General features: G+C 40.7%; 13 protein-coding genes. 2 read left to right on the plus strand and 11 right to left on the minus strand.

The annotated features are described in order from the left end of the window. The first annotated feature begins 298 nt into the window (after nucleotides 1-298). Nucleotides 299-853 (plus strand): TIR domain-containing protein, encoded by a 555-nt coding sequence (locus M988_RS21910; protein ID WP_064575995.1) that lies wholly within the window; start codon nucleotides 299-301, stop codon nucleotides 851-853. Between the two features lie 62 nt (nucleotides 854-915). Further along, complete coding sequence (locus tag M988_RS21915) at nucleotides 916-1,752, plus strand: macro domain-containing protein (RefSeq protein WP_064575998.1); 837 nt, start codon at nucleotides 916-918, stop codon at nucleotides 1,750-1,752. 159 nt (nucleotides 1,753-1,911) lie between these two features. Here M988_RS21915 and M988_RS21920 read toward each other — a convergent pair whose 3' ends face one another. The 11 genes from M988_RS21920 to M988_RS21975 all read right to left on the minus strand — a co-directional run bounded on the left by M988_RS21920 (nucleotide 1,912) and on the right by M988_RS21975 (nucleotide 12,544). Then, a complete protein-coding gene (locus M988_RS21920) occupies nucleotides 1,912-2,166 on the minus strand; it encodes a hypothetical protein (protein ID WP_064576001.1) in 255 nt (84 codons plus the stop codon). Nucleotides 2,167-2,177: 11 nt separating this feature from the next. Then, a complete protein-coding gene (locus M988_RS21925; RefSeq protein WP_064576005.1) occupies nucleotides 2,178-2,441 on the minus strand; it encodes a hypothetical protein in 264 nt (87 codons plus the stop codon). Nucleotides 2,442-2,482: 41 nt separating this feature from the next. After that, nucleotides 2,483-2,686: a hemolysin expression modulator Hha gene (gene hha, locus M988_RS21930; protein WP_064576009.1), complete on the minus strand. Its 204-nt coding sequence runs from the start codon at nucleotides 2,684-2,686 to the stop codon at nucleotides 2,483-2,485. Nucleotides 2,687-2,688: 2 nt separating this feature from the next. After that, nucleotides 2,689-3,045 (minus strand): hypothetical protein, encoded by a 357-nt coding sequence (locus M988_RS21935; RefSeq protein ID WP_064576011.1) that lies wholly within the window; start codon nucleotides 3,043-3,045, stop codon nucleotides 2,689-2,691. A 227-nt stretch (nucleotides 3,046-3,272) separates the two neighbouring features. After that, on the minus strand, nucleotides 3,273-3,641 hold the full coding sequence (locus M988_RS23210; protein ID WP_064576016.1) for a hypothetical protein: 369 nt from the start codon (nucleotides 3,639-3,641) through the stop codon (nucleotides 3,273-3,275). A 54-nt stretch (nucleotides 3,642-3,695) separates the two neighbouring features. Further along, complete coding sequence (gene mazF / locus M988_RS21950; protein ID WP_064576019.1) at nucleotides 3,696-4,028, minus strand: endoribonuclease MazF; 333 nt, start codon at nucleotides 4,026-4,028, stop codon at nucleotides 3,696-3,698. After that, on the minus strand, nucleotides 4,028-4,273 hold the full coding sequence (locus M988_RS21955; protein WP_064576023.1) for an AbrB/MazE/SpoVT family DNA-binding domain-containing protein: 246 nt from the start codon (nucleotides 4,271-4,273) through the stop codon (nucleotides 4,028-4,030). Before M988_RS21955 ends, mazF begins: the two co-directional genes overlap by 1 nt. Before the next feature lie 105 nt (nucleotides 4,274-4,378). After that, a complete protein-coding gene (locus M988_RS21960) occupies nucleotides 4,379-6,172 on the minus strand; it encodes a PcfJ domain-containing protein (RefSeq protein ID WP_064576027.1) in 1,794 nt (597 codons plus the stop codon). Nucleotides 6,173-6,307: 135 nt separating this feature from the next. Continuing rightward, a complete protein-coding gene (locus M988_RS21965; protein ID WP_064576030.1) occupies nucleotides 6,308-8,644 on the minus strand; it encodes a type IA DNA topoisomerase in 2,337 nt (778 codons plus the stop codon). Between the two features lie 116 nt (nucleotides 8,645-8,760). After that, nucleotides 8,761-12,093 (minus strand): autotransporter outer membrane beta-barrel domain-containing protein, encoded by a 3,333-nt coding sequence (locus tag M988_RS21970; RefSeq protein ID WP_064576037.1) that lies wholly within the window; start codon nucleotides 12,091-12,093, stop codon nucleotides 8,761-8,763. Between the two features lie 145 nt (nucleotides 12,094-12,238). Further along, nucleotides 12,239-12,544, minus strand: a complete 306-nt coding sequence (locus M988_RS21975; RefSeq protein ID WP_064576040.1) for a TrbM/KikA/MpfK family conjugal transfer protein — start codon at nucleotides 12,542-12,544, stop codon at nucleotides 12,239-12,241. Nucleotides 12,545-12,609: the final 65 nt, after the last annotated feature.

The raw sequence follows: 12,609 nt of genomic DNA on the forward strand, positions 1-12,609 counted from the left end.
GAATGTGCGTAAAGAACAAACTTCATAACGCTGCCGGTGTTAACCGGCATCGATGCAGGGTATGGCACTGAAGGGGGAAAATACTATATGTGGTATCGGTCGCAGCTGAGAAAGCCACTAGATGTAGTGTTGAGGGGCAGGACGGGGGGAATTGGGCTTCTGGCTGTAATGCCAAGGTATAAACAAACTGCACAGCATTGATAAACATTGCTTATTTTGTGGATTTAGTGAGCGGTTCTCACTTGCAAGGAGGTGTATAATTTCACTCGAATTTTTTTAATGAAGGAGGATTACAGGAATGAGTGGTAATTACTGTGCGTTTTATGTTGCTGAGCCTTTTCATGAAGGTGCGCTGGGTGCTCATGCTACGAAAGACTTTGTTTACTACAACACACTGAGAATGTGGAAAGGGGCTGATGCCGGATTCCCTTTTACTAACTCACACGACACAACTTACAATGTTCGTGATGGGAGTAATTGGGAACAAACTTTAATGCCTCGCCTCAGACAACGTTTAAGGAATTCGAAAAATATTATCCTCTTTCTGAGTGAGAGAACGGTAAACTCTCGCGCCTTAAGAGAAGAAATTGATTACGGAATTAACACATTAGGATTGCCGGTAATTGTTATCTATCCAGACTATGATACAAAAGAAAGTTTGCTACTCAATAACATTCTAAAACCACAAATACAAAATTTATGGGGTAAAATCCCAGTTTTCAGAGATTCTATGAATTCCGTTCCTACACTACATGTACCGATGAATAAAGCACTCATTATGCAATCACTCGCTGATAGTAAATTTATGGTGAGCACTAAAACAGTTCCAGATGTTTATAGATATACAGCGTAATATATATGAAGCGCCTTATAAGGCGCTTCATTTCCAGATAGGAATAGGAATAGGAATATACAATGGCTAAGGTTAGTTTCTGTGATAAACAGGTTTTTAAGGAATTTAAAGATTACACATCAATAATTTTTGGTGTGATTGGTGGGTCGTTGTATTTTGTAGACATACCGACGGAAAAAAAAGTAGCGTATGGAATTGTATGTGTTGTAATTTTATTTTTTGTCTATATCTATCTTTGGCGCAGGGCAAACAGCTTAAGGGAAATAAAACTCACTATTGATGAGAGTACTGTCATCATTAAAACCGGGGACATTTTCGCTCAGGATGGGCTAAAAGCTATAGCGTTCAACGAATACTTTGATACTCAGGTCGACGATAGAATTATCGCCGCAAGTAGCCTCAATGGTAAATTCATTACGGATCACCTACCTTGCACTGTAGCGGAACTAGACGACCATATCAAAAATTATAAATTTGATGCAGACGAAATAAAAGACATAGATGAAGAAAGAAGAGATGGTAAAAAGCAAAAGTATGAGATTGGTACTATTTGTGTTTTAGATAACTTTTTAATCACGGCACTATCTAAATTCAATAGTAAAAATGAAGCAAACCTCACCATGCCTGAGTATCTTGAGTTTCTGATAAGTTTTTGGGATAAAGTAAACCGTGTTTATGCTCAAAAAAGTGTCTCTGTACCTATATTTGGGTCTGGACTCACGCGGATCAAAGGCCACAAAACAATTGATGAGCAAGACCTACTAAAAATAATGCTGTGGACTTTTAGAGTTAGTGAGATGCGCTTTAAACATCCGGCAAAGTTAACCATCATGATACATGAAGGGAAAATAGATAAAGTTAATCTTCTGGAACTAAAAACAGCAAGAAACGGTCTGTGATTAAATGGCATAAAATTCTGAAGCCGCCATTAGGGCGGTTTTAGAATTTGGCTGTAATGCCAAGAGGGAAAAAAGAGAGGGGTAAGCGCGGGGAACGGCAGGAAGGGAGGCGACGTTATCCACAGTTTCGGGGGATAACGTCTGTATAAGCCCGGTGATTCATTCAGGATAAATTGATTCATTTTTAGCATTTATGCCATGAATGCTAAGGGTCTTTCCATCAGGAAGACGAACACCCATCAGGCGAAGGATAAACCCACGCCATCCTGAATTAGCTTCATCTATGCACCGATAAAGTTCTTTGTTTTCATTTTTTAACTTAGTCCACTCAAGACAGAGTGTCACCGGATCTAACTCTGTAATGTGTTTTACTTCACCATTAATACGCACTGTATTAATACCTTCGCCTGACATAATAAATACTCCTAATATTCTTCATCTTTTAATAGCGGGACAGATTGCCTGTCGATCAGCTTTTCGAATACTTCGTCTTGCTGGTTAATAGCATCCCATACTTTACAATCAGGATCTTGCTTCATCTTACCTGTTAAATCACGCCATAACATGGTTGCACCCCATGCAGCATTACGGAATAGTTCAGCCAAAAATTTATCCTCGGCAGATTTAGCCAGATCCATAAATTGAGTAATACTTACCGTGGCCTGTTCGGTCAGTTCTTCATAAGTCATTTTAACCACCTTTTCTCAGTTCCTTTTGATTTAAAAAAAGATTAACGAACATGCTGCCATACAGAAGCAGGTATTTTATCATACAGTTTATTCATAGTCAGTTCAGCGAGTCGGTGATCAGCCGCAGAGTTAAAAGCTTCCATTTCACTGTCGGCAAGGTTATATCTATTGTGCTCGATCACTTTTTCCAAAGTTTCCAGACAAGAACATCTGCGCAATCTCATTAACCAATCTGTTTTGTTCATATTCACTTCCATGCGTCCTGTTTTAACGCAATCTTAAATAATTCTCTTATTTCAGAGATAAGCACATTAATATCATTGGCATTCGGTACGTTTTTGCGGGATTGCTTTAATTCACGCTCAAACTCAGAAATAAGAAACAATGCAGTAGTTAAGTCTTGTACCAATAGGTTGGCTTGCATGTCATGATTAACACCTTCAAGAGCATATTGTGCAATGTGCTCTATAACATCCGAGGAACGCTCTGCTGCATTAAGAATGCTTTCGGAAGAACCGAATTCAGAAGCATATAAACATAATGCCTCTGAGATCTGACTTCGAATAAGTATGGTCTGGAAAGCCAGTTTATGAATTATCTCCATTTCATTCTCTGTTTTCAAGATAACTTAACAGTTTAAAAACGAAGCTGGCACCGTTAAAAGCGACCACAAACATTAAAAATAAACCACTTACAATCTTACCAATTATCATAGGAGTTGATAAATAGTTGAAGTTGTTTCCATTCGGTATATACAACAAAAATATCATTAAAATCAGCAAAAACCAAAAACAACTTTTCGAAACATCTAGCTTAGTAACTCTCTCGGATTTATTTTCCATTGGTTTGTTGTTCCTCAAAGGCATAAAGAGATTTTTGATAGGTGCTGACCGAAATGTTTTTAACCGTGCCATTACAGTTCAACTTGTTAACATTCTCGCTAAATGATCCATTAAAGGCATTTTCTTCAACAATTTTACATTTAGACCAGTTGGAACCATTAGATACATCTTCATCGTTATAACTTGGGATTATTATGATAGTTAAAGTCATGGCAAATCCCACAACAACACTTAAGGCGCTATAATTAAATAAAGTATCTTTCCTTTTAACTATGGAGTATATAAAAAGGATAAGACCAATTAATATCAATAAAATTGCAGGAACGCCAAAATAAGCTAATATTTTATTGTAAAACACATTCGACTCCTTTGAATAACCACCTTATTTTATATAAGCATAATACATACATATTTACCCAATCAGAGCTTTAACTTTAGCTTTTATATCCGCCAGTTCAGCCGAATTAACAGAGCCTTTTTTTGTAACCTTTCTGGCTCGCCAATCCACGCATGTTATTTGGTCAGCCAGAGCAACGCTTTCTCGTTCACCAGACAGTTCTACTTCAAATGGATAATCTTTTACCTTTGTTGTGCAGGGAACGCAGAGCAAAAGCCCCACTTTATTGTTGTACGCAAACGGACTCAGTACAACAGCAGGGCGTTTCCCCCCTTGTTCGTGTCCAGCCACGGGATCAAAATCAATCCAGATAACATCACCAGTATCTGGAACAAAACGAGAAACCATCAGAGCAACTCCTTGCCAACAGGAGCGCCAAAATCCACTTTTTCATGGATATTATCCGGCGTAATGCCTGCTAAAAGGGTATCAAGTGAATACTCTTTAGCTTTGACAGGAACAATTACAATCCGGCCATCTTCTACCGCTATATCAACGGTATCATCGACGTTCAGTGAAGCCGCTTGCATAATCGCAACAGGGAGACGTACTGAAGGGCTATTGCCCCATTTTTTAACCACAACTTGTGCCATTGCTCAACCCTCTTAGTATCAACAATGATGATACATTAGCACTCGACTACTACAGTGTCAACTTTGTTGATACCAGCTTTAGCGTGAAGGAATATGCGTAAAGCATCATTTATCTGAAATATGCTGATTAATCAGCTTGATAGCCTGCTTACCCGCTTTTTCCATCTCAGGACTTACCGGACTGTTATTCGTACCTCTGATCTGTTCGAGAATGAAAAGCATTGAATTCTCTTTTCGCATAAGCCCCATCGTGGCCCGTTCTTCACCGAGATAAAGCGATAGGACTCTGTATTGTCCACTGCTGCACCATGAAGCGTATGATGCAACGCAGTGTTCCATTTCCCGCCCCTCATTTTTTAAATCGGTAAACGTGGTGATTTCCCTGATTTTCAGATTTTCCTTTTTCGCCAGATAGCTCTCCCATTCAATATTTAGACCAGTCCAAGTTTCAGAAATCCTATAATCATAATAATCATTATCATGATAACGATGTGTCCATTCCTCAGCGAGTCGGTGATATGACGGCCACAATTGATTTTTCCTCAAAATGACATCATTCGTATCGAACCAGTCTAATGCGTGATGCAGATAATTGACTTCCTCATGCCAGCGTCGGAGGTTTTTCCTATATCCGATATTTTTATAGAGTTGCGAGTGATATTCAAACCAGCGTGTAATTACCATCATCATGTTGTTGATATAATTTTCGATTTCGGTATTAGCATCTCGCCTTCCCAACCGTTCGTGTCGTCGTATAAAGCTTAGCGCATCAACAGTCACTTTTAAAACTATGTTTGTCGGGTAGTGAGTGGTTTCATTTAGTCTGAAGATCTTCATAGCTAAATTGATATAATTAGCAAGTGGTTGATTACGTCCTCTCTTTATGTTATTTATCAAACCATAGATGAAGTGAGAATACGCCTTCGGTGCGTTCCGAAGAAATTTTAAATCTTTAATACTGAGGCATTTTATGTTAATTAGCGTGGATAAGGTTTTGGTTTTATCGAGATTAAACCCTGCTTCATTTCTTAATAGCTCAAAAATCGGGTATTCAATGATATTGAAGAATGGGGCTAGCTTGTTTAAGCGGCTATCAATTGTTGAATAAGGCAACTCACAGAAATGAAGGTAGTGCTCAAGAGTAATACCGAAGACGCTATGTGTATGTATCAAATTACTAACATCTGTGTTGTGTGAGAATGAATAACACTTAATGCTGATGTAATTGGATAAAACATTTGGATCAATAATTTTGCGTATAGCAAGGTTGAATGATTTCATCGCATTTGAATAATCATTATCTGTTATGTAGGGAATTCTTTGTATAACCGCATCAACTATTCCCTGATGATTTGTATTGTGCTGTTCATATTTGACAAATCCGAATTCGGAAATGTACATACCTTCTTTATTTAATGTATATTCTCTTCGTTCAGAATTTTTCAACATCCATTCTCGTTCATGCTCATCAGTGTACATAGGGTAATTATTAATGTATGAACCGGTTAATTTTTTCTTTTTGTTAAGAATTACGTTAATGCCGCCAGATAACTCAATATCTTGTTTCACCAGCGTGCTTACAATGTGCTTTATCGATTTCACCATCCACTCTTTCGAAATCGGTGAGGTTGATGGTTGGTAAAATATAGGAAGTGAGAGTGGGATTTTATTTGTTTTACGCCACACCCATGAGTTTTTATACATCAATTTGAATGTGGATATTTTATTGTTAGATTTGTTTTTATTAATCTTGAACATCCCGCATAAAATGACACTAAACGTTTTATCATTTTCCTCTGTTCTCACGATTCGTTTTACTTTTAGTTCAGACAGAGTGTTCATCAGATCATTAATGGTGAGCGTTTTTTTATGAACAGACAGAGGGGATTTGGTAAGCATATTTTCCATCCTGATAGATAAAAAAAGGCAGTGCCGGAGCACTGCCTTTTTTTATGAATAGAAGCGTCACAAGAAACTCATTTTAACAAACCACCCCTGGTTGATAGAAGTGTCTCAAGCAACGCAGATTTAATACTAAGCTTTTTTCGGTAAAAATTCAAAAACTAATTTTCCGGTATTTTTGTCTTCCAGTTTTACTTTTGCTGAAAACTCCTTATTTGTTTTTGTACTGGTAAAGCCTTTAATTTCACCACTAACACCTTTGGATATTATTGTTTCAGCTTGCTTGTCTGTCAGGACTTTTCCTGCCAGTGTCTTCCATATTTTAAATTCACAACCGGTACAGAAAAATCCCTTCGGGTTGATAATAATTTCTTTGCTACAGGACGGACAGGCGACACTCAAACGAGTTGCAACTCCTTCCTGTTGTTTTTCAGTAACCGGCTTCCCATTTTTATCCGGGAACGTTGTTTTACATTCTGGATAACAGGTACATCCCCAAAAATCGCCTTTTTGCCCCTTTCTCTTACGTAAGAAACCTTTATTGCAAACCGGGCACTTGGCAGCATTCGAGGAAATATTTATTCCATTTTTAGCTAAGTTATCGATTAACCCGCTGATATAGATTTCATTTTCCTGAATGAATGCCTCAATTGTTAACGTGCCTGCTTTTATTTGCGCCTGTTTCTCAGCCCATCGGGCTGAAATATCAGGTTGGATTACTTCTTTTGGTAGTGCTGCACAAAATTCCTGCCCCTGCTTGGTGGTCTTCCAGACCAATTCTGAGTATCCTTTCTCTTTTTCGATAGAGATTAATCCGGCATTAGCCGCAAGTTTTTCCAAAATACCGGCGCGTGTTGCCTCAGTACCGATACTCCCTTGATCCGTACTATCTTTATCCTTCGCTTCCAGCGCCTTTCTCAGCTCAGGATCATCTATAAATTTAGCAGCGCGAGTCATCGCTGCTAACAATGTCGATTCCGTAAAATACTTAGGCGGGGTCGTTTTTTTCTTGTCAACGCTGCCCGATTTACACAGACCGCTGTCACTGAATTTCAATGTAGACAGATCAAAACCTGTTTGTTCTGTATCATCACTGGCATCATCGTCATCGCTATCTTTGCCCAAAGTCTCCCAACCTTTCTGGACAAGTACGCTTTGTGTTGCGGTGAACGTGTCACCTTTTATATCAAAATGAATTTTGGTTTTATCCCGAATCGCATCTTCGTAAAACAGACCGATATAATGAACAGCAACTAACCGATAAACATTTTTTTCTTCTTCAGTCAGCTTAATTCCTGCACCATTTTTTGTTGTCGGAACAATAGCGTGGTGCGCTTCAATTTTACTGGCATCGAATGCTTTATGTTTCAGTTCTTTATTCATGCCGCCAGTTGCTGTAGCTAATTCTGGCATAGTATCAAGAATAGCTTTCGAAATATCTCCAACCTGATAATAATGCTCATCAGATAAAAATCGGTTATCAGTACGTGGATATGTTAATAGCTTATGTGTTTCATATAGTGCTTGCATAATTTCAAGCGTTCGAGCTGCTTTATATCCATAACGTTTTGCACAAATTTGCTGTAACGTTGACAGGTTAAGCGGTAACGGCGGCTTTGTATTTTCCGGTTTAGTAGTGGCAATTGTCACCACGGCATCCTTGCCGGTAATACGTTCAGTTATGTGTTTAGCTTGCGCTTCTGAAATCAGTCGTTTCTTTTCGTCAACCTGATCGCTGTCAGTTGTCTGGTATTTCGCTTTTACCTGCTTGCCGCCGATTTCAAGATTAGCGGAGACGTCATAATAAAAACTCTCTGTATGGTTCTGGTTTGCCAGAGTTCGCATGTTAACCAGCCCAAGGACAGCACTTTGTACACGGCCAACATTAAGAACACCGTCATACCCCTTCTCACGGCCTTTAAGTGTACTTCCACGTGTCATGTTGTAGCCAAAAGTCTGATCAAGCAGCGAGCGCGACAGGGCGCTCTTGGTCATGCCACTGAACTTATCGCCCGGTTTCAAAAGCTGCATATTCGCCAACGACTTTTGCACCGGGGCAAGGTTTAGGTCAGAAACCAACAGACGTTCGACAGGTTTTCGATTACCGGCATAAACTAATATTTCATCAACAAGTAAGCAGCCTTCTTCATCCGGGTCGCCAGCATGAACAATACTGTCAGCCTGTTTAATCAATGAAAGAATAATGTTTGTCTGAGCCTTTGAATCAGCTTTTATTTTATACGTTGGCGGAAAGGTGGTTTTAATCGGCAAATCACTGAATTGCCATTTTTTATATTTTTCATCATAATCTTCAGGGTCATACAGTTCGAGCATGTGACCAAAACACCAAGTAACAGCGTCATTACCATGTTGAAAATAACCGTTCTGTTTTTCAGTATCAGGATTACCACCAAGACCTTCAAAAATGGCTTTTGCTAATGATGGTTTTTCTGCAATAAATAGTCTCATCGTAATATCCTTTAAAGTTATAAGAAAAAATCATGAATAGATTAACGCTAGCTTTTCACAAAATAAGAAAGTTATATAACGGCAGGATTCACTCTGCCGTTATTGTTATTAATACCTCAGAAAGACCAAGACGCACCTAAATTAGCCGTCCACGGCGCTTCAACATGGCTACCTTCTGAATAGCTTGCATCGGCATGAACAGTGATCCGGTCAGTAACTTTCGCGTTAACACCAAGCTGGTATACGCCGCGAGTACCGCTTAAATCATTGGTGAAATGGTCGTCATTAACTTTAACTGCGTTATCGTCAATGAATTCCTGAGTAACGGCCAGTTTGATATAGGGTTGAACCTGCGCCCCCTTAACAATGAATTTATGCCCCAGATTTACCCCGGTTTCACCGATAACTGACCGCTGAGAGCCTACATGCGCCTTCATGCCATTAGATAGGGTGTAATCACTGGTATTGCTGGTAAAGCCCGTTACAGACGCATACGGCGCGATATAAGAATCACCAAAGTAGAAATACTTTCCACCCTGAAGATTTGCGCCAATGCCGGTTGTATTGTAATAACCGTTTGCCGCCGCGCCGCTGGTCATTTGGCCGTTAACATCATTACCAAAGCGGTTAACCTTCAGAACGCCGTCAAGATAGAATCCTGAGTTATGCAGGTAGCTCGCATAAGCCCCGACTGAATAGGAATCAACGTTACCATCACCGCCACGGTCAAAATCCACATCAGAATGACTGTAAGAGAAGAAAAGACCCTGAGTAGTAACGCCGTTATCGGACTCTCTGGATTTATCCGCGCCAATCGTCACACCATTTACGTGCATTCCGTAACCTGCACCGGCAGAATCGCCTACGTTATAGCGATTGGCCGTGTAATGACCCCACACATTGGTATCGTGCGAAAACGAACGCACCTGATCCAGACGGCTACGAACAGAACTAAGCTCAGCCTGAAATATCAAAGGATCGACCGTTGCCATAGACAGAACGGCTGCGGTGCTTGGGGTAATTGTCGGTGCAACTGGAGGCGGGTTAGGTGTAGGTTCTGGCGTTGGTTCCGGTTCAGGTGTTGGCTCTGGTGTCGGTTCTGGATCAGGTGTAGGTTCCGGTGTTGGTTCTGGATCAGGATCGGGGGTAGGTTCAGGCTTCGCTTGTGGAGACAGCGCCCATCCTCCTTTACCATCAGCGACCAAATAATATTGGTAAGTACCAACATCAACAACATGACCATTATTGGCGAGGGTGAAGTCTGCACTTCCCCCTCCAGTTTGGATAATCTGTAAACTGGAATCTGAGGTTGGGCTAACGCCGGTGTCAGCGATATAAACATCAAAATCGCCGTTGGCCTGTCCCTTAACCGTCAGAAAATCGCCCTGCAAACTGGCTAAATTCGTATTCATATAAAATGAACCGGAGCCATCCAGACTATCCAGCGTCAGAGACGAATAGCCAATCTGTGAACCCCCACCGCCTACCTGATCGAAGTAAACGTTGCCGCCATTCATTGTCATAGCACCTAATGCGAAATCATAGGTGCCGGTGGTCGCCGCATTGCTGGCTAAATACAAACCCCCGGAACCCGTCAGGGTGACATCAGCATTTTGAGTGTTAACGCCGGTGATTAGCGTTAGTTTACCGCCATCATTAACCGATACATTCCCCTGAAGTGTAGAAGTCGTGTCAAGTGCGGAAGTGTTTGGATTAACAAACATCGTGCCGTTGATCGTGGCATCAGTAACCGTACCAGAATTGATATTCGCGTAAGCGCCGCTATTAACTGTCAGATTTGAAGATGTGGCAGCATCAACGCCACCGAGATAGTACGTCCCGCCATTAACGACAGTGTTAATATCCTCACCATCGACATTCACCATCTGGCCGCTGTTAAGTACAGTATTGGTGGCTGTGCCTTTCTTGATCCACAAATTGCCACTGTTTACCGTACTATCATTGATTACCGACGAATCAGTTTGCAGATAGACGTAATCCGCAGAACCACCATTTATAATCCAACCATTGGCCTGTGCATTTTCATTAATTGAAACCTTTGCACCATTTTCAATAGTCGCATTATTAGATATAGCCTTTTGATTATCGGCCACACTTCCCGTCACTAAGAAATCACCACCTGATTTAACAACAGTACCATTGTCAATACCGCCATTGTTTTGCATAGTTCCATAAACTACGGTGTTATTGGCTGTACCATATTGTAAGCCTACGGTATCGCTGGATAACTGGTCATGGAGGAAGTATTGAACTTTTAATGAGCCGCCCGTATTAACAGTGGAACCATTGCTGGTTCCACCATTATCAACGGTCTGTAAGCCCCCACTATTAATGGTGGCATTATTCGATATAGCAGTATCAATCCATCCATTGTCACTGTTCGAGCCTGTTTCCAGAACACCACCTGAATTCACAGTGGTATCAGTATCAATACCAAAACGATTCTCCATAATGGCACTACCACTCAAAGTAGCCCGGTTAACTATACCACCAGTGCTAGGATCTACAGTTCCGTTTGAGCCGGAGTTTATCGCTATAGAGCCACCGGTAGCCGTCAGATCGTTTATTACACCATTATTTTGTATATCTCCATCAGACATAGATAGAGTGTTAGCAACACCACCATATGCTACGCTTATTTTCCCAGAATTCAGAGTTGTAGAATTCGCAATGCCATTTTTTTGCACGTTTAGATCGCCATTATTAACAATGGTATCTGTCACCGTACTGTACAGGCTGTTATTGGTTGAACCAACATCAACTCGCCCACCATTAATAGTGGTATTGAGCATCTGAGAACCGTAGTCTAACTGAACATAACCACCGTTATTAACGGTGGCATCATTGAAGACAGGAAAATCAGTGTTATTATCGTAAATATCCCGATAGACTGTTACATCCCCGCTTATGTCCCAATTATTTAATTCGGCATTACGGGCAACAAGAACACTTGCACCATTTTCAATGGTTGCATCAAAGCTCTTAGTTACATCCGTATCCGATCCTGCAATTCTAAATGTTCCTCCCGATTTAATAACAGTATTATAATCTTCACCTCCCCCCATACTTTGGAGATAACCGGACACTTCCGTATTGTATGCCTTGCCAGAAAGAAAAAGCGTACCAGTGCTTTCGACTTTAGAGTTTTCAGCAACACCACCCTTATTAACTGTTTGCCCTCCCTGAACAACAGACCCTTTTGCAACACCACCATCTTTAACGGTTTGATAGGCACCGCTTTCGATAGTGGTATCGACCGCAGTGCCATAAACATCCTGATTATTACCGGGCTGCGAGGTCGGATCTACGACTTCATTTGACACCGTATCACCTGCTGCTACATTTTGGGTATATGTTGCCAAGGCTGAATTTGATAAAGCAAGGGAAACAGCCACGGCTAAAAGCAATGGCTTAGTCTTCATTTTCATAATTTCACCAGAATAGTAGATAAGTTATTGTTGATACTAAAGCCGCATCAATAACCAAACAGAACAGTACGATATGCAGGACTCGAATTTTAATTTGCGATAATTTAATTATTAGCTTCTGATACATCCTCCCTCCCGGACACCATTAGCCGAACATTTTTCTTCCGAACATGTTATTTATTGATTTAACCGCCGAGGGATCGGCTGTAGGACAAGAATTAAGAAGGTTTAGCCTTTTTGTCGCCGTTTTATCCGGTCTGAAAACTCCTTTTTTAAAAACCTTAATACCGAAGTATTCACTAATTGCAGAGTTGCAGTCGCTACCGCCCCCCTGCCCGGTGAATTTTCCATACATACAAAGAACAACTTCACACGGATCGGAAGCAAATGAAGGTGCAGAGAACCCGGCGGTCAGGCACAGCAGCGCCCCCGCAATAACAGTTTTTTTCATACAAATATCCTGTGGTGTTTATTGATTAAAGGACGCTAACGCCCTTCGGTTGTTCAACCCCGAAA

Origin of the sequence: Hafnia paralvei ATCC 29927, from assembly GCF_001655005.1 — a bacterium.
In the GTDB taxonomy this organism is placed as follows: domain Bacteria; phylum Pseudomonadota; class Gammaproteobacteria; order Enterobacterales; family Enterobacteriaceae; genus Hafnia; species Hafnia paralvei.

Coding starts and splice junctions, on each gene's coding strand:
- M988_RS21910 (WP_064575995.1), top strand. CDS start 299: ATGAGTGGTAATTACTGTGCGTTTTATGTTGCTGAGCCTTTTCATGAA.
- M988_RS21935 (WP_064576011.1), bottom strand. CDS start 3,045: ATGGAGATAATTCATAAACTGGCTTTCCAGACCATACTTATTCGAAGT.
- M988_RS21975 (WP_064576040.1), bottom strand. CDS start 12,544: ATGAAAAAAACTGTTATTGCGGGGGCGCTGCTGTGCCTGACCGCCGGG.
- M988_RS21970 (WP_064576037.1), bottom strand. CDS start 12,093: ATGAAAATGAAGACTAAGCCATTGCTTTTAGCCGTGGCTGTTTCCCTT.
- mazF (WP_064576019.1), bottom strand. CDS start 4,028: ATGGTTTCTCGTTTTGTTCCAGATACTGGTGATGTTATCTGGATTGAT.
- hha (WP_064576009.1), bottom strand. CDS start 2,686: ATGAACAAAACAGATTGGTTAATGAGATTGCGCAGATGTTCTTGTCTG.
- M988_RS21960 (WP_064576027.1), bottom strand. CDS start 6,172: ATGCTTACCAAATCCCCTCTGTCTGTTCATAAAAAAACGCTCACCATT.
- M988_RS21965 (WP_064576030.1), bottom strand. CDS start 8,644: ATGAGACTATTTATTGCAGAAAAACCATCATTAGCAAAAGCCATTTTT.
- M988_RS21925 (WP_064576005.1), bottom strand. CDS start 2,441: ATGACTTATGAAGAACTGACCGAACAGGCCACGGTAAGTATTACTCAA.
- M988_RS21920 (WP_064576001.1), bottom strand. CDS start 2,166: ATGTCAGGCGAAGGTATTAATACAGTGCGTATTAATGGTGAAGTAAAA.
- M988_RS21955 (WP_064576023.1), bottom strand. CDS start 4,273: ATGGCACAAGTTGTGGTTAAAAAATGGGGCAATAGCCCTTCAGTACGT.
- M988_RS21915 (WP_064575998.1), top strand. CDS start 916: ATGGCTAAGGTTAGTTTCTGTGATAAACAGGTTTTTAAGGAATTTAAA.